Annotated in this window: 18 protein-coding genes; 14 read left to right on the top strand and 4 right to left on the bottom strand. The window is 71.9% G+C overall.

The window, feature by feature from the left end; genetic code table 11:
* The first annotated feature begins 42 nt into the window (after window positions 1-42).
* Window positions 43-459 carry a VOC family protein gene (locus OEB99_RS02840; RefSeq protein ID WP_263508186.1) on the top strand — a complete coding sequence of 139 codons (417 nt, stop codon included), beginning with the start codon at window positions 43-45 and terminating at the stop codon, window positions 457-459.
* Between the two features lie 53 nt (window positions 460-512).
* On the opposite strand, the gene OEB99_RS02835 is transcribed toward OEB99_RS02840, so the two are convergent.
* Window positions 513-1,157, bottom strand: a complete 645-nt coding sequence (locus OEB99_RS02835) for a hypothetical protein (protein WP_263508185.1) — start codon at window positions 1,155-1,157, stop codon at window positions 513-515.
* A 117-nt stretch (window positions 1,158-1,274) separates the two neighbouring features.
* On the opposite strand from OEB99_RS02835, the gene OEB99_RS02830 reads away from it, so the two are divergent.
* The 5 genes from OEB99_RS02830 (at window position 1,275) to OEB99_RS02810 (ending at window position 5,710) form a co-directional block, all read left to right on the top strand.
* Complete coding sequence (locus OEB99_RS02830; protein ID WP_263508184.1) at window positions 1,275-2,153, top strand: HhH-GPD family protein; 879 nt, start codon at window positions 1,275-1,277, stop codon at window positions 2,151-2,153.
* Window positions 2,150-3,106 carry an aminoglycoside phosphotransferase family protein gene (locus OEB99_RS02825; protein ID WP_263508182.1) on the top strand — a complete coding sequence of 319 codons (957 nt, stop codon included), beginning with the start codon at window positions 2,150-2,152 and terminating at the stop codon, window positions 3,104-3,106. Before OEB99_RS02830 ends, OEB99_RS02825 begins: the two co-directional genes overlap by 4 nt.
* 57 nt (window positions 3,107-3,163) lie before the next feature.
* Entirely contained in the window at window positions 3,164-3,517 is a 354-nt protein-coding gene (locus OEB99_RS02820; RefSeq protein WP_263508180.1) for a hypothetical protein, read from the top strand.
* Window positions 3,518-3,578: 61 nt separating this feature from the next.
* On the top strand, window positions 3,579-4,109 hold the full coding sequence (locus OEB99_RS02815) for a sigma-70 family RNA polymerase sigma factor (RefSeq protein ID WP_263508178.1): 531 nt from the start codon (window positions 3,579-3,581) through the stop codon (window positions 4,107-4,109).
* Window positions 4,106-5,710, top strand: coding sequence for a hypothetical protein (locus OEB99_RS02810; protein WP_263508176.1), 1,605 nt, complete (start codon window positions 4,106-4,108; stop codon window positions 5,708-5,710). The genes OEB99_RS02815 and OEB99_RS02810 overlap by 4 nt, the downstream gene beginning before the upstream one ends.
* On the opposite strand, the gene OEB99_RS02805 is transcribed toward OEB99_RS02810, so the two are convergent.
* Both OEB99_RS02805 and OEB99_RS02800 read right to left on the bottom strand, forming a co-directional pair.
* On the bottom strand, window positions 5,697-6,212 hold the full coding sequence (locus tag OEB99_RS02805; protein ID WP_263508174.1) for an amino-acid N-acetyltransferase: 516 nt from the start codon (window positions 6,210-6,212) through the stop codon (window positions 5,697-5,699). The genes OEB99_RS02810 and OEB99_RS02805 overlap by 14 nt on opposite strands.
* Before the next feature lie 4 nt (window positions 6,213-6,216).
* Window positions 6,217-7,134 carry a sugar-binding transcriptional regulator gene (locus tag OEB99_RS02800; protein ID WP_411910651.1) on the bottom strand — a complete coding sequence of 306 codons (918 nt, stop codon included), beginning with the start codon at window positions 7,132-7,134 and terminating at the stop codon, window positions 6,217-6,219.
* Between the two features lie 199 nt (window positions 7,135-7,333).
* Here OEB99_RS02800 and OEB99_RS02795 point away from each other — a divergent pair, with 199 nt between their 5' ends.
* The 4 genes from OEB99_RS02795 (at window position 7,334) to OEB99_RS02780 (ending at window position 12,659) form a co-directional block, all read left to right on the top strand.
* Window positions 7,334-9,094, top strand: coding sequence for a glycerol-3-phosphate dehydrogenase/oxidase (locus tag OEB99_RS02795; protein ID WP_263508172.1), 1,761 nt, complete (start codon window positions 7,334-7,336; stop codon window positions 9,092-9,094).
* Between the two features lie 116 nt (window positions 9,095-9,210).
* Window positions 9,211-9,942, top strand: coding sequence for an MIP/aquaporin family protein (locus tag OEB99_RS02790; RefSeq protein ID WP_263508171.1), 732 nt, complete (start codon window positions 9,211-9,213; stop codon window positions 9,940-9,942).
* Window positions 9,943-10,151: 209 nt separating this feature from the next.
* Entirely contained in the window at window positions 10,152-11,669 is a 1,518-nt protein-coding gene (gene glpK, locus OEB99_RS02785) for a glycerol kinase GlpK (protein ID WP_263508170.1), read from the top strand.
* A gap of 189 nt (window positions 11,670-11,858) precedes the next feature.
* A complete protein-coding gene (locus tag OEB99_RS02780) occupies window positions 11,859-12,659 on the top strand; it encodes a YaaA family protein (RefSeq protein WP_263508168.1) in 801 nt (266 codons plus the stop codon).
* A 49-nt stretch (window positions 12,660-12,708) separates the two neighbouring features.
* Here OEB99_RS02780 and OEB99_RS02775 read toward each other — a convergent pair whose 3' ends face one another.
* Entirely contained in the window at window positions 12,709-13,737 is a 1,029-nt protein-coding gene (locus tag OEB99_RS02775; protein WP_263508167.1) for a LacI family DNA-binding transcriptional regulator, read from the bottom strand.
* A 318-nt stretch (window positions 13,738-14,055) separates the two neighbouring features.
* Here OEB99_RS02775 and OEB99_RS02770 point away from each other — a divergent pair, with 318 nt between their 5' ends.
* The 4 genes from OEB99_RS02770 (at window position 14,056) to lacZ (ending at window position 20,250) form a co-directional block, all read left to right on the top strand.
* Window positions 14,056-15,378 (top strand): ABC transporter substrate-binding protein, encoded by a 1,323-nt coding sequence (locus OEB99_RS02770; protein ID WP_263508165.1) that lies wholly within the window; start codon window positions 14,056-14,058, stop codon window positions 15,376-15,378.
* An 84-nt stretch (window positions 15,379-15,462) separates the two neighbouring features.
* The gene (locus OEB99_RS02765; RefSeq protein WP_263508163.1) at window positions 15,463-16,437 is read left to right on the top strand and encodes a carbohydrate ABC transporter permease; all 975 of its coding nucleotides are present in this window, start codon (window positions 15,463-15,465) and stop codon (window positions 16,435-16,437) included.
* Window positions 16,430-17,239, top strand: coding sequence for a carbohydrate ABC transporter permease (locus OEB99_RS02760; protein WP_263508160.1), 810 nt, complete (start codon window positions 16,430-16,432; stop codon window positions 17,237-17,239). The genes OEB99_RS02765 and OEB99_RS02760 overlap by 8 nt, the downstream gene beginning before the upstream one ends.
* A complete protein-coding gene (gene lacZ / locus OEB99_RS02755; protein ID WP_263508158.1) occupies window positions 17,236-20,250 on the top strand; it encodes a beta-galactosidase, LacZ type in 3,015 nt (1,004 codons plus the stop codon). Before OEB99_RS02760 ends, lacZ begins: the two co-directional genes overlap by 4 nt.
* Window positions 20,251-20,267: the final 17 nt, after the last annotated feature.

Raw genomic sequence — 20,267 nt, 5'->3', positions numbered from 1 at the left:
TTCGGCTCGCGCGGGCCGATCGCGCCCACCTAGGTTCGCTCCATGGCGATCGTGATCGGGCACCTGAACATCGACAGCACCGACCCCCTCCCCCTGGCCCGCTGGTGGGCCGACGTGCTGGGCTGGCAGGTCGATGAGGACGACGAGGACGAGGTCTGGGTCGCCGCGCCGCAGGGCGAGGGTGTCGGCCGGACCGGCCCCGGCACCGGCGGGCTCCTCTTCATCCGGGTGCCCGAGGCGAAGTCGGTCAAGAACCGGCTGCACCTGGACCTGCGCCCGGCCGACGGGACCGACCAGGAGACCGAGCTCGCACGGCTGCTCGCACTCGGGGCCACGACGGTGGACGTCGGCCAGGGCGACGTGCCGTGGCACGTGCTGGCCGACCCGCAGGGCAACGAGTTCTGCCTGCTGCGGTCCACGCCCAGCCGGCTCGCCGAGCTCCTCGCCGCTCAGGAGTAGCGGGAGCCGAGCGACGGGCCGGGCTCAGTCCTGCAGCTCGAAGACCGCAGCGCTCAGTCCTGCAGGTCGAAGACCGCAGCGGTGCTCGACGCCCCGGCGAGGCTCGCCGTCGCCGTGTAGGTGCCTGCGCGCGGTGCCGGCAGACCCTCCGAGCACGCCTCGTCGGAGCGCACCCGCGGCCAGGTGTACGCGGACTCGTCCCGCGCGCCGGCCGCGAGCAGCAGGATCCGCTCGCTCGTGTCCGCCGGGCAGTCGGTCGAGGCCCAGATCCGGTCCGAGCCGGAGCTCACCAGGATCTGCCGGTTGAGCTCGCCGGCATCGACCGTGCAGCTCGAGTCACCGACGTTCGTGATCGCCACGGTGAACACCGGGTTCGAGCCGGCCGGATAGGTGCGCGCGTCGGCCGTCAGGCTGAGGGAGAGCTGTTCGGGCGTGCAGGCCACTGGCCCGTCGCCCGTGTCGGTCGAGCCGTCCTGAGCGTCGCCCTCGGTGCCGGTGCCGGCGTCGGTGCCGCTGCCGGGGTCCGCTGCGGCGCTCGGGTCGGCGGTGGCACCGTCAGCCGACGAACCGCCGACCAACGCGTTGCCGAGCACGAGCGCCAGCGCGACCACCGCGGCGACCGCGACCAGCGCGACGACCCGGCGCAACCAGTAGACCCGCGGCGGTCGTGGCCCCACGGGGTGCAGCAGTGCGCTCATCGCCCCTCCGCTCCGTCGACCTGGTCCGCCCCCTGCACCGCCACGGTACGTCGGGCCCGGCGCCGGGCTGCGGTGCCGCGCCGATCGGATGCCGTGCCGATCAGGCATCATCGGGGCGTGTCTCTCGTCGCTCCGGTGCTCGTCTGGTATGAGGAGCACCGCCGCGACCTGCCGTGGCGCGCTGCCGATCGGACGCCGTGGGGCGTCCTGGTCAGCGAGGTGATGCTGCAGCAGACCCCGGTCGTGCGGGTGCTGCCGGTCTGGCGTGCGTGGCAGGAGCGCTGGCCCGGCCCGCGCGAGCTCGCGAGCGCGAGGCCCGACGAGGTCCTGCGGGCCTGGGGCCGCCTCGGCTACCCACGCCGCGCACTGCGCCTGCACGCCTGTGCGGTCGCCGTGGTCGAGGAGCACGGCGGGGTGCTGCCGGACGACGAGGCGACCTTGAGGACCCTGCCGGGCATCGGCGAGTACACCGCCGCCGCGGTCGCGGCCTTCGCGTTCGGCCGGCGCTCGGTGGTGCTCGACACGAACATCCGTCGGGTGCTCGCCCGCGCGGTCGACGGCGCCGCGCTGCCGGCACCCCACCTGACCCGTGCCGAGCGGGACCGCGCGGCGGCCGTGGTTCCCGCCGACGAGCCCACCGCCGCCCGGTGGAACGCGGCGGTGATGGAGCTCGGCGCCCTCGTGTGCACCGCGCGCAACCCGGGCTGCGACTCGTGCCCGCTCGCCGACCGGTGCGCCTGGCTGGCCGAGGGCCGCCCGGCCGACGCCCTCGCGGAGACCCGGCGGCGCCAGGCGTGGCACGGCACGGACCGGCAGGCGCGCGGCACGGTCATGGGCCTGCTGCGCGACGCCCCGGCGCCCGTCCCGCACAGCGAGGTCGTCGCGGCCTGGCCGGACCGGGAGCAGCTCGAGCGCGCTCTGGCCGGTCTGACGGCGGACGGGCTGGTCGAACGGCACGGCGACCTCTGGCGCCTGCCGCGTGGAGGCGCCCGGTGACCGCCGACGCGACCCGCGGCGAGCCCGGGCGCAGCCCCCGGATCCGCGTGCCCGACGGGCTGCTCGCACTGCCCGGCTTCGGCGAGCCCTGGCAGACCTGGCTCGACGCGCTGCCGCGCAGCGCCGCGGACCTGCTCGACGAGTGGGCACTCACCCCGGACGGCGACCCGACCCACGGCCGGTGCTCGCTGGTGGTCCCGGTGCGCACCGCCGACGGCGACGCCGCCGTCATCAAGCTCGGCTGGCCGCACGAGGAGGCTCGCCACGAAGCCCTCGCGCTGCAGCGCTGGCACGGCCAGGGCGCCGTCCTGCTGCTGCGCGCCGACCCGCACCGCTGGGCCCTGCTGCTCGAACGGGCCCACCCCAGGGACCTCACGACGCTCGACGACGTGACCGCGTGCGAGGTGACCGCAGGCCTGCTGAGCCGCCTGCACCGCCCCGCACCGCCGCAGCTCGGGACGCTGTCCCGCTCGGTGGCCCGGTGGACCGAGCGGCTCGCGGCCCTGCCCCGCTCGGCGCCGGTACCGCACCGGATGGTCGAGCAGGCCGTCTCGCTCGGGGAGGCGTTCGCCGCGGACCCGGAGACCGACGGGACGCTGATCCACACCGATGCGCACTACGAGAACGTGCTGGCCGCGGATCGCGAACCGTGGCTGGTGATCGACCCCAAGCCGCTCAGCGGCGACCCGCACTACGAGGTCGCCCCGCTGCTGTGGAACCGGTGGGACGAGGTGGCCGCCGCACCCCGGCCCGTCCTGCAGCGACGGCTCGACGCCGTGGTCGACGTGCTGGGGCTGGACCGCGACCGGACCCGTGACTGGGTCGTGCTGCGCGAGGTCTGCAACGCGCTGTGGACCCTGGAGGACGCGGAGCGGCTGCGGCGCCCGCTCTCGCCGGCCGACCGCGACGAGCTGACCCGCGTGGTGACGATCGTCAAAGCGGTGCAGGACTGAGGCGGTCCAGGACTGAGGCCCCACCCGGGCGACCCCGTCGGCCGCCACTCTGTCGGGGTGCGCCTGTACACGATGCCGGCCAGACGCGACGACGACGTCGCGCTCGACGTGCTGCCCCCGGTCATGGGTACCGCAGAGGTCAGCGTGGTCCGGGTACCGGCGGGAGGAACGCTGGAGCACCCCGCCACGCAGCACCGCCGGATCATCACGGTGGTCAGCGGCGCGGCCGTCGTCGAGGCCGCCGGCCATCCCCCGGTCGAGCTCGGGCCGGGCCTGCTGCTCCTCTGGGAGCGCGGCGAGGTCGAGCTCACCCGCGCCGTGACGGACCTGGTCGCCGTGGTGGTCGACTGTGTCGGCATGCTGGACCTCGCCGGCCGCTACCCGGAGGTCGAGGTCGTCGGCCCGCGCTGAGGCCGTCGGCACCCAACGTTTCGCCGCCCTCCGTCGTTGATGTCGGTGAGAGGGGGCGGAGATGGCCTGGCAGGACGAGCTGACTGCGCTGGCGACCCGGCGCGGCGCCGCCCTGGTCGGCTACGCGTACCTGCTCTGCGGTGACCTGCCCCGCGCGCACGACCTCGTGCAGGAGGCGCTGGTGCGCTCGTGGTCGCGGCCCGCACGCGTGCTCGGCCCGCAGGCGACGGAGGGCTACGTGCGTCGCGCCGTGCTGCACGCCTTCCTCGACGAGCACCGCCGTGATCGCACGTGGGCCGGGCGCCGGCACCTGGCGGCCGCCCCGGCCGTCGCCCCGGACCCGACCGCGCAGACCGACGACCAGGTCGTCGTCCAGCAGGCGCTGTCCGGCCTGCCGCCGCGCGAGCGGGCCTGCGTGGTGCTGCGGTTCTACGACGACCTCACGGTGCCCGAGCTGGCACGTCGCCTGGGGATCAGCGAGGGCACCGCGAAGCGCTACCTGTCCGACGGGCTCCGTCGACTCGAGGACACGCTGGGACCGCTCGGGTCCGACGAACGCCTCACGGTGGACCTGACGGAGGGGGAGCGATGAACCTCGCCGACGCGTTCGAGCAGATCGCCGCCGGCGCGGCGGATCGCGGCGGGCTGGACGACACCGAGCTGGCCGACGTGCTGGCGAGCACCCGCCGGGGACGCCGGCGGTTCGCCGGGACCGTGGTCGCCGGGCTCGCGGGCGCGGCCGCGGCGGGTGCGCTCGGCCTGTCGCTGCTGCACCTCGGCGGTACACCGCAGCCGCCGGTCGCGCCCACGCAGACGATCGACCCGACGCCGGCGCCGAGCACCTCCCCCAGCCCGACCGGCTCCTGGCCGAGCGCCGCGACCGTCGCGGCCGTGCCGCAGTGCGAGGACGCCGCGCCGGTGCTCGACGCCCCGGCCGGCGCGCAGCTGGTCCTGACCGTGGACCCGATCGACGGCGTGCTCCCCGCGGACCAGGCCGTCATCCCCACGGCCTCGCTGGCCAGCGACGTGGGCTTCTACGGCAAGGCAGGCGGGCCGATCACGATCGCGGTCGTCGCCCGCGAGGGGCCGTGGGCCGGCAGCGTCGTGGCGGTCGGGACCGGGGCGATGACCGCGTCGCCGGTCGGCTCGACCGAGCCGACCTCCTCGCTCGTCTCCCCGGGCCCGGTCGTCCTGACCTCGTGCATCCCCGGGCTGCGCGGGCGCTCGTCGGAGAACGAGGTCGTGAGCCTGGACATGCTGCCGAACGGCGCCTATGACCTCTACGAGGTGGTGCCGCTGGCCGCGGTGACGGTCGACGACGTGGCGTACGGCGGGCCGGGCACCCTGCTGCTCGCCGCCGGGCCGCGGACCTTGGAGATCGGCGACCCGGAGCCGGTGCCGAGCTCGGCGCCCGACCTGCCGACCTGCGGGCAGAGCGCGGCCGGTCTCGAGCCGACCGCCCTCGGTCAGGTCTCCGCAGAGACCACCTGGCAGCGCAACGGCGGCGCGCCGTACTTCTCCGTCGCCGTGGTCGACGACGGACCGGCGAGCTACGGCGACGTACGGTTCACCGAGCTGTCCTGGGTGATCACGCAGGACGGCGTCGTCGTGAACGCCGGTGCGCAGCCTGCCTCCGGGCCCCAGGTCGGCACCACCCTCGGTCGTCACTCGCGCGTCAACGCCGAGGACCTCGTGAGCCTCGGCGGGATCGCCGACTGCCGGACCGGCGAACCGCTGGACGAGTCGATCCCGATCGAGATCTGGACGAGGTCGGTGGTCGGGGTCGATCTGACGCCGGCTCTCGGCGACGACGCCGATGCCGAGGTCGCCCTGATCTCGGCCGCCAGCTGGTTCGCCTACGACCCGGCACCGGTTCCGGCGGACGTACCGGTGGTCGGCGGGGGCGCGACGACGTTCGACGGGGTCGACGCCCAGGACTTCGACCAGATCGGCGACCAGGCGTGGGTGGTCGGTCAGTCCTGGACCGACGCGGCGACGTGGGACCGGATCAAGGCGGCCATGGCGGGGGCCGGGTACGCCCTCGCCGACGAGCAGACGCACCGGGCCCCGGACCACGACGGCATCGACCGCGCGTCGGGCACCTTCCGCGGAGGCTCCTGGACGGTCGTCGTGGACGCCGCCAACGACACCGGTGGCGGCTGGCTCGCGACCTGGCAGGTCAGCGCGGGCTGAGGTCGATCAGCATCCGGGTGTTGCCGAGCGTGTTCGGCTTCACGTGCGCGAGGTCGAGGAACTCGGCGACCCCGTCGTCGTGCGAGCGCAGCAGCTCGGCGAACACCTCGGGGTCGACCGGCGTCCCGGCGATCGCGCGGAAGCCGTGCGACGCGAAGAAGTCGACCTCGAACGTCAAGCAGAAGACCCGAGCCAGGCCCAGGGCGCGCGCGCGGTCGAGCAGCGCGATCAGCAGAGAGTGGCCCACGCCGGTCCGTCGGTGGTCGGGGTGCACGGCGAGCGTGCGCACCTCGGCGAGGTCGGACCACATCACGTGCAGCGCACCGCAGCCGAGCACCTCACCGTCCTCGCCCTCGGCGACGACGAACTCCTGGATCGCCTCGTAGTAGCCGACCAGCTCCTTGGCCAGCAGGATCCTGGACTCGGCGTACGGGGCGACCAGGTCGCGGATCGCCTTGACGTCGCGGGGCAGCGCGGCGCGCAGCCGTACGGTTCCGGTCACGCGCTCACGCTACTGGCCCCGCGACCAACGCCTCGGCGGTGAGCTCGTCGATGACCAGGTCGGTCACGACGCCGGCGGCGAGCGCGGCCCGCAGCGGCGCGACCTTCGCGTCGCCGGCGACGGCACAGACCCGCCGGCCGATCCGCTGGAGCTCCTCGGGTGTGGGGCCGGTCGCGCGCTCGTTGATCGGGATGTCCTGGTAGCTGCCGTCCCCGCGCAGGAAGACGGTGCAGACGTCGCCGACCACACCCTCACGGTGCAGGAGCTCGATGTCCTCCGGCTCGAGGTAGCCGGCCGAGTAGACGTGGGACGGCAGACCACCGCTGACCGCCCCGACGCCGAACAGCGCGATGTCTGCACGTCGTTGCACGTCGAGCACACGTTTGACCGAGCGCTCGCGCCACATGGCCGCCTTGGTCTCCGGGTAGTCGAAGAACGCGGGGACCGGGAAGTGGTGCACCGTCGCGTCGAACGCGGCGGCGAACCCGGAGATCAGGTCGGAGGCGTACTCGAACCCGCTCGTGCGCGTGTTCGCCGCACCGTTGAGCTGGACGACGGCACTGTTCCGGGTGGGTTTCGGGGTCAACCGCCGGCCGATCGCCGCGAGGGTCGTGCCCCACGCGATGCCGAGCACCATGTCGGAGTCGAACCACGCCGAGATGAGCTTGGAGGTGGTGATGGCGACCTGGTCGAGCCGCTCGACGTCGCTCGCGGAGTCGGACACCGGCGCGACGTAGGCCTCGATGCCGTACCGCCGGGCGATCGTGCGGGTCAGACCGGGTGCCCGGGTGCGCGCCGGGCGCAGGTGGATCTCCACGATCCCGCTGCTGCGCGCCTTCTTGATGAGCCTCGAGACGGTCGATCGCGACGTGTTCAGGTGCCGCGCGATGACCTCCATCTTCATGTCCTGCAGGTAGTACATCGACGCCGCACGCAGGACGTCCTCGTCGTCCACGACACCTCCCTGGGCCGTGCCGGTCGACCTGTTGCACATTTGTGCACCTGGGTTGCGCGTTCGTTCGCGCGGTGACCAGCATAGGGCCGAGACGGGACCTCGGACCCATCAGCACCACCGGTCAGAACCGAGGGCCAAGAAGTGCAGGACGTCGAGGAGGACGAGTGTGAAGACGGTAGCCCTGACACCGCAGACCCGGCAGCGAGCCCTGGACGCCCTGGCCGCCACCGGTGAGGGCAACGAGATCGACGTCCTCGTCATCGGCGGTGGGGTCACCGGGGCCGGGATCGCTCTCGACGCCGTGACGCGTGGCCTGCGGGTCGGCATCGTCGAGGCGCAGGACTGGTCCAGCGGCACCTCGAGCCGGTCCAGCAAGCTCGTCCACGGCGGCCTGCGCTACCTGCAGATGCTCGACTTCCACCTGGTGCACGAGGCGCTGACCGAGCGCGACCTGCTGCTCAAGAAGATCGCCCCGCACCTGGTCCGGCCCGTGTCGTTCCTCTACCCGCTGGAGAACGCGTACTGGGAGCGCGCCTACGTCGGCGCCGGCGTCGCGCTCTACGACACGCTCGCCTCGATCGCCCCGGGCAAGCGCGCCATGCCGTGGCACCGGCACGTGTCCCGCCCGGGCATGGAGCGGATGTTCCCCGACCTGCGGCACGACGCCGCGGTCGGCGCGGTGCGCTACTACGACGCGAGCGTGGACGACGCCCGACTGGTCGCCACCCTGATCCGCACCGCCGTGAGCTACGGCGCCTACGCCGCCAGCCGCACCCAGGTCGTCGAGCTGACCAAGCGCGGCACCGGCGTGGTCAACGGCGCCGTCCTGGTCGACCTCGAGACCGGGAAGAAGTTCACCTGCCACGCCGACCAGGTGATCAACGCCACCGGCGTGTGGACCGAGGAGACCGAGGCGCTGGCCGGCACCGAGGGCGGCCTGCACGTGCTCGCCTCGAAGGGCATCCACATCGTCGTCCCGCGCGAGCGGATCCGCGGCGAGGTCGGCCTGATCCTGCAGACCGAGAAGAGCGTGCTCTTCGTGATCCCGTGGTCGCGCTACTGGGTGATCGGGACCACCGACACCGAGTGGAAGCAGGAGCTGGTCCACCCGGTCGCCACGGCCGAGGACATCGACTACGTGATCGAGCACGCGAACGCCGTGCTCGCCACCCCGCTGACCCGCGACGACGTGATCGGCTCGTGGGCCGGGCTCCGCCCGCTCCTGCAGCCGGGGACCAAGGAGGGCACCTCCTCGGCCAAGGTCTCGCGCGAGCACACCGTCGCCTCCCCCACGCCTGGCCTCACGGTCATCGCGGGCGGCAAGCTCACCACGTACCGCGTGATGGCCAAGGACGCCGTGGACTTCGCGATCGGCGAGCGGTCCGCGAGCCTGCCGTCGCTGACCGACCGGATCCCGCTGGCCGGCGCCGAGGGCCACGCGGTCCTGCAGCGCCAGGCGGCCCGCATCGCGACCACGTACGGCTGGACCACGGCGATGGTCGACCACCTGCTGCACCGGTACGGCTCGATGCTCTCGGAGATCATCGACACCGTCGAGGCCGACCCGTCGCTCGGCAAGCCGCTCGAGGGTGCGCCCGCGTACCTGCGGGCCGAGGTCGCCTACGCCGCCACCCACGAAGGCGTGCTGCACCTCGAGGACGTCATGCTGCACCGCACCCGCCTGGTCTACGAGCAGCGCGACCGCGGCCTCGGCGCGATCGACGAGATCGCCGACCTGGTCGCCGAGCGGCTCGGCTGGGACGCCAAGCGCAAGGCCGCGGAGATCGCCTCGTACCGGGCTCGGTGCGAAGCGGAGGAGGCCGCGTCCCACGAGTACGGCGACGAGAAGGCCGAGGCCATCCGCCTGAAGGCTGCCGACATCGCCCCGATGGTCCCGCTCGGATCCAAGGAGCACGCGACCGCCTAGACCAGCACCACCCCCCGATCCCCCCGGGCGCTCCCGGGGTCTCACCTCTGGATCCCCCGGGCGCCGTCCGGGGCGCACGTGACAACGAAGTCCGCGAGTGAAACGAGGAAGCGCACATGACATTGGGAGAAGTCTTCGTCTCCGAGACCCTCGGCACGGCGATGCTGCTGCTGCTGGGTGCTGGTGTCGTGGCCAACGTCATCCTGCCCAAGACGAAGGGCAACAACGGCGGCTGGCTGCTCATCAACTTCGGGTGGGGCCTCGGCGTGTTCGCCGGTGTGTACGTGGCGTACAAGTCCGGTGCGCACCTGAACTTCGCCGTCACGATCGGCCTGCTGGCCAACGGCGCGGCGGAGTTCGCACCGGGGGTCGCCGCGAACTTCAGCAACGCGATGGTCTACCTCGGCGGTGAGATGCTCGGCGCGTTCCTGGGTGCCGTGCTGGCCTGGCTGGCCTACAAGAAGCACTTCGACGAGCAGGCCGACCCGGCCATCAAGCTCGCCGTGTTCTCGACCGGCCCGGAGATCCGCAGCTACACCTGGAACTTCATCACCGAGGTCATCGGCACCTTCGTGCTGGTGTTCGTCATCCTGGCCTTCGGGCCGACCCCGTCGGGCCTCGGCCCGCTCGCCGTCGCCCTGCTCGTGGTCGGCATCGGCATCAGCCTCGGCGGCCCGACCGGGTACGCCATCAACCCGAACCGCGACCTGGCACCCCGCATCGCGCACGCCCTCCTGCCGATCCCCGGCAAGGGCTCGAGCGACTGGGCCTACTCCTGGGTCCCGGTCCTCGGCCCGATCGTCGGTGGCGCACTGGCCGGTCTCGTCGGCCAGTGGTACCTCGCCTGATGAGTCAGCGGGGTGCGGGACCCACCCCCACGGGTTCCGCACCCCGTCTCAGGGGCCTCCTGCCCCCATCGCGTCGGCCGCAGGGCCGTCGCACAGCATGACCGGGTGCCACGAGCGCCCGAACCGGGGTCCCCGACCCCGACACCTGGGGGCAACCCCCCTCGCAGCGGTGCGACTCACCGCGAAGCGACAACCGACGAAGGACGGACATGGCTGACTACATCCTCGCCATCGACCAGGGCACGACGAGCTCGCGTGCGATCGTCTTCGACCACAGCGGCCTCATCGTGTCCACCGGCCAGAAGGAGCACGAGCAGATCTTCCCCAAGCCGGGCTGGGTCGAGCACGACCCGACGGAGATCTGGGTGAACGTCCGTGAGGTGGTCGGCCTCGCGCTGACCCGTGCCAACCTCACGCACAAGGACATCGCCGCGGTCGGTATCACCAACCAGCGCGAGACCGCGGTGGTCTGGGACCGCACCACGGGCGAGCCGGTCTACAACGCGATCGTCTGGCAGGACACCCGCACCAACAAGATCTGCGACGAGCTCGCTGCCCTCGGCGGCGGCGCCGAGCGCTACAAGGACCGGGTCGGCCTCCCGCTGGCGACCTACTTCTCGGGCCCGAAGATCCGCTGGATCCTGGACAACGTCGAGGGCGCCCGGGCGAAGGCCGAGGCCGGCCAGCTCGCGTTCGGCAACACCGACGCGTGGGTGCTGTGGAACATGACCGGCGGCGTCGACGGCGGCGTGCACGTGACCGACGTGACCAACGCCTCGCGCACCATGCTGATGGACCTCGCGACCCTCAGCTGGGACGCCGAGATCGCCGGCGAGATGGGCATCCCGATGTCCATGCTCCCCGAGATCAAGTCCTCGTCCGAGGTGTACGGCCACGGCCGCCAGGGCGGCATGGTCCCGGGCGTGCCGATCTCCGGCATCCTCGGCGACCAGCAGGCCGCGACGTTCGGCCAGGCGTGCTTCAACGTCGGCGACGCGAAGAACACCTACGGCACCGGCAACTTCATGCTGCTGAACACCGGTACCGAGCCGGTCCCGTCGAAGAACGGCCTGCTCACCACCGTGTGCTACAAGATCGGCGAGAGGGCCCCGATCTACGCCCTCGAGGGCTCGATCGCGGTGACCGGCTCGCTGATCCAGTGGCTGCGCGACAACCTCGGCATCATCTCCTCGGCCCCCGAGGTCGAGGACCTGGCCAAGACGGTCGAGGACAACGGCGGCGCGTACTTCGTGCCGGCGTTCTCCGGCCTGTTCGCGCCGTACTGGCGGGCGGACGCACGCGGTGCGCTCGTCGGCCTGACCCGGTACGTCAACAAGGGCCACATCGCCCGCGCGGCCCTGGAGGCCACCGCCTTCCAGACCCGCGAGGTGCTGGACGCCATGGAGGCGGACTCCGGTGTCGAGCTGAAGGAGCTCAAGGTCGACGGCGGCATGATCGCCAACGAGACCCTGATGCAGTTCCAGGCCGACGTCCTCGGCGTGCACGTGGTGCGCCCGAAGGTCGCGGAGACCACGGCGCTCGGCGCGGCCTACGCGGCCGGCATCGCGGTCGACTTCTGGTCCGGCGAGCAGGACGTCATCGACAACTGGGCCGAGGACAAGCGCTGGACGCCCGCGATGGACGAGGGCCACCGCGAGAAGACCTACCGGAACTGGAAGAAGGCCGTCACCAAGACCTTCAACTGGGTGGACGAGGACACCGAGTGAGGCACCTGATGGAGTGATCCCGCACGCGGACCGGGATCGGTGCCTCCCGGTCCTCGTGGCGACGGCCGTCCTTCGGGGCGGCCGTCGTCGCGTCTGCGGTCGGGAGCCGGTCCGGCGGCACAGGTGCGGCACCGCCCTGCCCGTGGTCGCCCGACCCGGCGGCCCCGCGGTTCGACGTAGGGTCGGGCCGTGCTCATCGTGCTGCCGCCCTCGGAGGCCAAGGCGGCACCCGCGCGGCGCGGCCACCCGGTCGACCCGTCGTCGCTGAGCTTCCCCGCGCTGGCCGGCACCAGGGACCGCGTCCTCGCGGCGACGCTCGCCAGCTGCACCCGGGGCGACGCCCTCCGCCGGTTCGGGGTGGGGCCCTCGCTCGCCGACGAGCTCGCGCGCGACGCCCGGATCCTCGAGCTCCCGGCCCGGCCCGCGCTCGAGGTCTTCACCGGCGTGCTGTTCGACGGGCTCGACGCGCCGACGCTGTCCGCGGCGGCCCGCCGGCGGGCCGCCGCACGCCTGGTCGTGGTGTCCGGCCTCTGGGGCGCGCTGCGGCCTCGCGACCGGATCCCGCCGTACCGGCTGAACGTGTGCGCGGCGCTCGTCGAGCCGGACGGGGCCGAGCTCGGCGGCCTCGAGCCGCTGTGGCGCGCCGTGCTCCCGGAGGTCCTCGCCGAGGCGCTCGGCCCCCGCGGGCTGCTGGTCGACCTGCGCTCGTCGAGCTACCTCGCGATGGGCCGTGCGACCGCGGTGGCGGACCGGACCGTCGAGGTGCGCGTGCTCCGCGACGGACCGACCGGGCGCAGCGTGGTCAGCCACATGGCGAAGCACACCCGCGGCCTGGTGGCCCGGCACCTGCTCCAGACCGGCGCCGACCCGCGCAGCCCGGAGGGTCTCGCCGAGGTGCTGTCCGACGTGTGGAAGGTCGAGCTGCAGGCCCCGTCGCGTGCGGGCCGCCCGTGGACCGCAGACGTGGTCGTGGCGGACACGTCGAGCTGAGGGCTGCGCGGACCCGACCGGGCCGGGCAGCGGGTTCCGGGGCGCTGACTCAGGCGCGCGGCGGGGCGGTCGTCCCGCGTACGACCAGCTCGGTGGGCACCAGCACCCGCTCGTGACCGGCCCGGGCCCCGGAGCGCACCTGGTCGAGCACCAGGCGCACGAGCTCACGGCCCATCTGGGTGAAGTCCTGGCGGACGGTGGTCAGCGGCGGGTAGGAGTAGCCGCTCAGGCCGATCGCGTCGAACCCCACGACCGACACGTCCTCCGGGACCCGGCGGCCCGCCTCGTGCAGGGCGCGCATCACGCCGAAGGCCATCTCGTCGTTCGCGCAGTAGACCGCGGTGACCGCGGGATCCAGCGCGATCCCGAGCCCCGCCTGGTACCCGGACTCCGCGCTCCAGTCCCCCTGCCACACCGGCGGCGGCCGGCGACCGGCCTCCTCGAGGCAGCGTCGCCACGCCCCGGCGCGGACCCGGGCCGGCTCGGAGACCTCGGGCCCGGCGACGTGGTGAACCGTCTGGTGCCCGAGGTCCAGCAGGTGACGCACGGCGTCGATGCTGCCCTGGACCTGGTCGGCCACCACCGACGGGTAGTGTCCGCCGAACCGCGAGTCGGACACCGCGATCGGCATGCCCACCGGCAGGGCGAGCGAGTCGGCGGTGGCCCGCTCCGCCCGGATGATCACCAGTCCGTCGATCGCCTGGTGCGGCAGCCGGTGGGCCGCGGGCTCCCACCCCTCGGCCGGGTTCTGCACGGTGAGCAGCGTGACGGAGTAGTCCTCGGCCTCGGCGGCCCGGACCAGCGCCTCGGTGGTCAGCGCCTCACCGGTCCGGCCGAACCGGTGCGCGACCAGGCCGATGGTGCCGTAGGTGCCGCTGCGCAGGGCCCGGGCGGCCCGGTTCGGGGCGTACCCGAGCTGTTGCATGGCGAGCAGCACACGTTCCCGGGTGTCCGGTCGCACCACGTTCGCGCCGGTGGAGACCCTCGACACGGTCTGCGCGGAGACTCCCGCAAGGCGCGCGACATCCTCGATCGACGGCCCTGTCTTTCGGCGGCCGCGGCTCGGCGTCACGCCCATGGGCGATGATCCTAGTGCGCCGGATGTTGACGTCACCACTGTCTCGGCGCGGATCCGTGCCGGGGGGCCCGACGTTACGGAAACGTGATCCATCGAAGGGGTGACGACCGCGCGGGGGACGTGGCAATGTTCACCTAAACATTTCGGCGCTCGGAGAGCGGCGAGGCACCACAAGGGAGTCGGTGCAACGCGCTCCGGACCCACCCGGCCGCAACGACGCGGAGGTCGTCGGTCGGCACCCGGAAGGGTGAGGGCCGGACGCCGTGGGGCATCGAGGTCGCCCCGACCTCGATGAGGTTGGTGACAGAAGGGGTTCAGATGACCACGTTCCGGAAGTTCACGGCGGGAGCAGCGGTCCTCACGCTCGCTGCCGCGCTCAGTGCCTGCTCCAGCAGCAGCAGCGGCGGTGGTGACGACACCAGCGGGTCCAGCAGCTCGGCGAGCGGCGGCGGCACCCTCTCCGTCTGGTGCTGGGACCCCAACTTCAACATCTACGCGATGCAGGCCGCCGAGAAGATCTACCAGCAGGACCACCCGGACTTCTCGCTCGACATCACCGAGGTCTCGTGGGACGACCTGCAGACGAACCTGACGACGCTGGCCCAGTCCAACCAGCTCGACCAGCTGCCGGACATCTTCCTGATGCAGAACAACGCGTACCAGAAGAACGTCGTCAACTACCCCGACCTGTTCTCGGACTACACCGACTCGGGCGTCGACTTCAGCCAGTTCCCCGACTCGGTCGTCGCCTACTCCACCGTTGACGGCGTGAACTACGGTCTGCCGTTCGACAACGGCACCGCGATCCAGGCGGTCCGCACCGACATCCTCGCCGACGCGGGCTACACGGTCGACGACTTCACCGACATCACCTGGGACCAGTTCATCACCCTCGGTGAGGACGTCCTGGCCAAGACCGGCCAGCCGATGCTCACCGGCCAGGCCGGCTCCACCGACCTGATCATGATGATGCTGCAGAGTGCCGGCGCGAGCCTGTTCGACGACGCGGGCAACCCGACCATCACCGACAACGACGCGCTCAACGCGGCGATCGACGTCTACACCCGGCTCGTCAAGTCCGGCGTCCTGGTCGAGGTCAACTCGTGGGACGAGTACATCAACACGATCGTGAACTCGAACACCGCCGGCGTGATCAACGGCGTGTGGATCTCGGCGTCCATCCAGAGTGCACCCGACCAGTCGGGTCTGTGGGCGGTCACCAACCTGCCGAAGCTCGACGGCGTCGCCGGCGCGACCAACTACAGCGCGAACGGTGGGTCGTCCTGGGCGATCAGCTCGAACGCCGACTACGCGCTCGCGGCCGACTTCCTGAACTCGACGTTCGCCGGCTCGACCGAGCTGTACGACACGATCCTCCCGGCGTCCGGCGCACTGGCCAACTGGATCCCGGCCGGTCAGTCGGCCGTGTACGCCGAGCCGCAGGAGTTCTACGGCGGCCAGGCGATCTACGCCCTGGTCGTGGACTTCGCCACCAAGGTGCCCAGCAACAACACGGGCGTCTACTACTACGAAGCCCGTGACGCGGTGGGCGTCGCCATCACCGCGATCCTGAACGGCACCGACCCGTCCGCTGCCCTCGAGGAGGCGCAGCAGACCGTCGAGTTCGCGATGGGCGGCTGACGCCCCAGGCCGGTGGTGGGGGTCCCGACGAACCGGACCCCCACCACCGGGCTCTCGAGCCGACCACCGAGGGAAGGTGCACCCGTGTCACGTCCAGCCGTGCCGGCCGAGGTCGGTGCCACACCGTCGACCTCTCCGGGAAAGACCTCGCGACGGCGCTCCCGTCCACCGAGCACGTCCACCGGCCTCGAGCGGCGTCGCAGCCTGACCGGCTGGACGTTCCTCATCCCGGCCTCGCTCGTCATCCTGCTGATGAGCTTCTGGCCGATGATCCAGGCGGCGATCCTGTCGCTGCAGACCGGGCGCGGCAGGGACCTGTCGTTCGCCGACCCGCTGTGGCTGAACTACCAGCGGATGCTCGACGACGAGATCCTCAAGCAGACCCTGACGACCACCTTCATCTACCTGATCATCCAGGTCCCGATCATGCTCGGGATGGCCCTGATCCTGGCGAACCTGCTGAACGACCCGAACCTGCGGTTCAAGGGCCTGTGGCGGACCGCGATCTTCCTGCCGAGCGCCGTGGGCCTGGTCTCCTACGCCCTGGTGTTCCGGACGATGTTCGCCACCGACGGCCTGGTCAACGACATCGGCATGGCCCTCGGGTTCCTGGACAGCCCGGTCAACTGGCTCGGCCAGACCTGGTCGGCCCGGATGGTCATCATCCTCGGCCTGCTGTGGCGCTGGACCGGGTACAACATGATCTTCTACCTCGCCGGGCTCCAGACGATCGAACGCTCGACCCTGGAGGCGGCCAAGATCGACGGCGCCGGCCCGGCGAAGACCTTCTGGTACGTCACGATCCCGCAGCTCAAGCCGATGATCCTGCTCACCGCGATCATGTCGACCAACGGGACCCTGCAGCTGTTCGACGAGTCCTACAACCTGACCAACGGCGGTCCGGGCAACACGTCGATGACCATCTCGCACTACCTGTACAACGTGTCGTTCCGGAACAGCCCGAACTTCGGGTACGCCGCTGCCATCTCCTACGTGATCCTCATCCTGGTCGCGATCCTGGCAGCCGCCCAGATCAAGATCGGAGACACACGTGACTAGGCGCCTGCGCCGGCTGCCCGGCTACCTGTTCCTGGGATTCGCGGCCCTCGCGTCGGTCTTCCCGCTCTACTACATGGCCGTCTCGGCGACCAACACGAGTCAGGACGTGCTCGCCTCCCGCCTGATCCCCGGGTCGAACCTGATGGCGAACTTCGAGTCGCTCGTGACGCAGCAGCCGCTCTGGTCGTCCGTCTGGCACTCGACGGTCATCGCCGTGAGCACCACCGTGCTCGCGGTCGTGATCACCTCGATCGCCGGGTACGGCTTCGAGGTCTACCACACCCGGGCCAAGGACCGGCTGATGGGGTTCCTGCTGCTCGCAGTGATGATCCCGTTCGCGGCGACGATGATCCCGCTGTTCCGCCTCTTCGCCGACCTCGGCATGGTGAACTCGCCCCTCGCGGTGATCCTGCCGGCGATCTCGACACCGTTCCTGATCCTGCTGTTCCGGCAGGCGTCGCGGTCGTTCCCGCGGGAGATCATCGAGGCCGCACGCCTGGACGGGCTCAAGGAGCTCGCGATCTTCGCCCGGATCTACCTGCCCACCATGCGGCCGACGTTCGCGGCCGCCGCGGTGATCACCTTCATGACTGCCTGGAACAACTTCCTGTGGCCCAAGGTGATCCTGATCAGCAACGAGTACCAGACCCTGCCGATCCTGCTGTCCAACATCAGGGCCGGCTACGTGACCGACTACGGGATGCTGATGCTCGCCGTGCTCATCGCGTCGCTCCCGGCCATGGTCATCTTCCTCATCCTGCAGCGCAGCTTCGCCGAGGGCATCACGGGAGCCATCAAGTGACGTTCGACATCGCCCGGGTCGCCGACCCCACCTACGTGTCGGAGAACCGGTTGCCGGCTCACTCCGACCACCGTTGCTTCCGCACCGCCGAGGAGGTCGCCGGCGGCAGCAGCAGCCTGGAGACCTGCCTCAACGGGCTGTGGAAGCTGCACCACGCGAAGAACCCGTCGCAGGTTCTGCCCGGCTGGGAGCAGCCCGGGCTCGACACCAGCGGCTGGGACGACATCCCGGTCCCGGGGCACCTGCAGCTGCACGGCTACGGCCGGCCGCAGTACGTCAACGTGCAGTACCCGTGGGACGGCCTCGCGGACGTCCAGCCCGGGCAGGTGCCCACCCGGGAGAACCAGGTCGCGGGCTACCGCACCACCTTCACGCTCGACGAGCCGCTCGGCCCGGGTGAGCGCCTCACGATCGTCTTCCACGGTGCGGAGAGCGCGCTCGCGGTCTGGCTCAACGGGACCTGGATCGGCTACGCGACCGACTCGTTCACCCCGTCCGAGTTCGACCTGACCCCGGCCCTGGTGGACGGCGAGAACGCGCTCGCGGTCCAGGTGGTCCGCTTCAGCGCGGCCTCCTGGATCGAGGACCAGGACTTCTTCCGGTTCTCCGGGCTGTTCCGTGACGTCGTGCTGCACCGCCGCCCCGCCACGCACCTCGAGGACCTGCGGGTCCGCACCGAGGTGGCCGACGACCTCGGCTCGGCCCGGGTGACGCTGAGCACCGCGCTCGCCGGCCCCGGCTCGGTGCGCGCGACGCTGGTCGGCGTGGGCGACCTCGCCGACCTCGGTGACGGGGACCTCGGCGTCGACCTCACCGCGCCTCGGCTGTGGAGCGCGGAGGACCCGTACCTGTACGACCTGCGGATCGAGGTGCTCGACGCCCAGGGCGCGGTGACCGAGGTCGTCCCGCAGAAGGTCGGCGTGCGGCGGTTCGGCATCGAGGACGGCCTGCTGCGGATCAACGGGCAGCGGATCGTCTTCAAGGGCGTCAACCGTCACGAGTTCGGCCCGCAGGGCCGGGTGATGTCCGCCGAGCTGATCGAGGCGGACATCCGGCTGATGAAGGCGGCCGGGATCGACTCGGTGCGGACCAGCCACTACCCGAACAGCTCGGTCTTCTACGACCTGTGCGACCGCTACGGCCTCTACGTGATCGACGAGATGAACCTCGAGTCGCACGGGATGTGGGACAAGGTCGCCCGCGGTGAGCTGACCGTGGCCCGGGCCCTGCCGGGCGACCGTCCGGAGTGGCGCGCCACCCTCATGGACCGGGCGGCGAGCACGGTCGAGCGGGACAAGAACCACGCGTGCGTCGTGATGTGGTCCTGCGGCAACGAGTCGTTCGGCGGGAAGAACATCGCCGACGTGGCGGACTGGTTCCGTTCGGTCGACACCCGGCCGGTGCACTACGAGGGCGTGCACTGGGACCCGCGCTACCCGGACACCACGGACGTGGTCAGCCGGATGTACGCGCCGGCCACCGAGATCGAGGAGTACCTGAGCACCCACCGCGACAAGCCCTACGTGCTGTGCGAGTACGCGCACTCGATGGGCAACTCGTTCGGGGCCGTGGACAAGTACCTCGACCTCGCCTACCAGGACCCACTGTTCCAGGGCGGCTTCATCTGGGACTTCGCCGACCAGACGCTGGTCACGACCGACCGGCACGGGCGGACGTTCGCCGGCTACGGCGGCGACTTCGGCGACCGACCGGCCGACTACGAGTTCAGCGCGAACGGCATCGTGTTCGCCGACCGCACACCGACCCCGGCGCTGCAGGAGGTTCGCTACCTCTACCAGCCGCTGCGGATCGCGGTCACCAACGACTCCGTCGAGGTCGACAACCGTCAGCTCTTCACCGGCACGGCGCACCTGGACTGCGTGGTGCGCCTCGCCCGCGAGGGCGTGACGGTGCGCGAGGTCCGGCTGGACACGGACGTCGCGCCGCAGGCCACGCGGTCCTACCCGCTGCCGCTGGAGCTGCCCCGGACGCCCGGCGAGTACACCGTCGACGTCTCGTTCCGGCTGGCGGAGGCGACCGCCTGGGCCCCCGCGGGCCACGAGGTGGCCTGGCAGCAGGAGGTGCTCACCGTGGCGGGCACGCGCCCCGCTCGTCGGGTGCCGGCCGCGGCTCCCGAGGTGATCGAGTCCACGCACAACGTCGGGGTCCGGGGGCAGCACTTCACCGCGCTGTTCTCCAGGCTGCACGGCGGGCTGGTGTCCTACCGGTTCGGCCTGACCCCGGACGGCGGGCACGAGCTGCTGCGCGACATCCCCTACCCGAGCTTCTGGCACGCACCGACGTCGAACGAGCGCGGGTGGGGCATGCCGTTCCGGGACGGCCCGTGGCTGCTGGCCAGCCGGTACCGCCGGCCTCGCCCCGGGCAGCCGGTGCCCGCGGTCGAGATCGGCGAGGACGCGGTCGAGATCCGGTACGCCTACGAGCTGCCCACCGCGCCCGCCACCGAGTGCGACGTCACCTACCGCGTGGACGGCGGCGGCCACGTGGAGGTCACCGTGCACCTGCGGCCGGGCGAGGGACTGCCCGACCTGCCCGAGCTCGGCATGCTGCTCACGGTCGATGCGGACCTCCACCGGCTCCGCTGGTACGGCGACGGCCCGGCGGAGAGCTATGTCGACCGGCGCAACGGCGCCCGCCTCGGGGTCTACGACGCCGACGTCGCCGACCAGCTCACGACCTACATGCGGCCGCAGGAGTCCGGCAGCCACACGGGGGTGCGCTGGGCGACCGTCACCGACGATCGCGGCGCCGGCCTGCGGCTGGACTGCGCCGAGGGCATGGAGCTCTCCGCGCTGCCGTGGACACCGTTCGAGGTCGAGAACGCCCGCCACGCGGTGGACCTGCCACCCGTGCAGCACACCGTCCTGCGCCCGGCGCTGCAGCGACGCGGGGTCGGCGGGGACGACTCGTGGGGCGCCGAGCCGCACCCGGAGTTCCGGCTGCCCGCCGGCGACCTCGAGTTCCGGTTCGGCTTCCAGGGCATCCGCTGACCCGACCGCCCGGCCGG

This window comes from Actinotalea endophytica (assembly GCF_025717005.1).
Classification (GTDB): domain Bacteria; phylum Actinomycetota; class Actinomycetes; order Actinomycetales; family Cellulomonadaceae; genus Actinotalea.
This window is presented reverse-complemented; position numbering and strand designations above follow the sequence as displayed.

Coding starts and splice junctions, on each gene's coding strand:
- OEB99_RS02840 (WP_263508186.1), top strand. CDS start 43: ATGGCGATCGTGATCGGGCACCTGAACATCGACAGCACCGACCCCCTC.
- OEB99_RS02835 (WP_263508185.1), bottom strand. CDS start 1,157: ATGAGCGCACTGCTGCACCCCGTGGGGCCACGACCGCCGCGGGTCTAC.
- OEB99_RS02815 (WP_263508178.1), top strand. CDS start 3,579: ATGGCCTGGCAGGACGAGCTGACTGCGCTGGCGACCCGGCGCGGCGCC.
- OEB99_RS02810 (WP_263508176.1), top strand. CDS start 4,106: ATGAACCTCGCCGACGCGTTCGAGCAGATCGCCGCCGGCGCGGCGGAT.
- OEB99_RS02800 (WP_411910651.1), bottom strand. CDS start 7,134: ATGTACTACCTGCAGGACATGAAGATGGAGGTCATCGCGCGGCACCTG.
- OEB99_RS02790 (WP_263508171.1), top strand. CDS start 9,211: ATGACATTGGGAGAAGTCTTCGTCTCCGAGACCCTCGGCACGGCGATG.
- glpK (WP_263508170.1), top strand. CDS start 10,152: ATGGCTGACTACATCCTCGCCATCGACCAGGGCACGACGAGCTCGCGT.
- OEB99_RS02775 (WP_263508167.1), bottom strand. CDS start 13,737: ATGGGCGTGACGCCGAGCCGCGGCCGCCGAAAGACAGGGCCGTCGATC.
- OEB99_RS02770 (WP_263508165.1), top strand. CDS start 14,056: ATGACCACGTTCCGGAAGTTCACGGCGGGAGCAGCGGTCCTCACGCTC.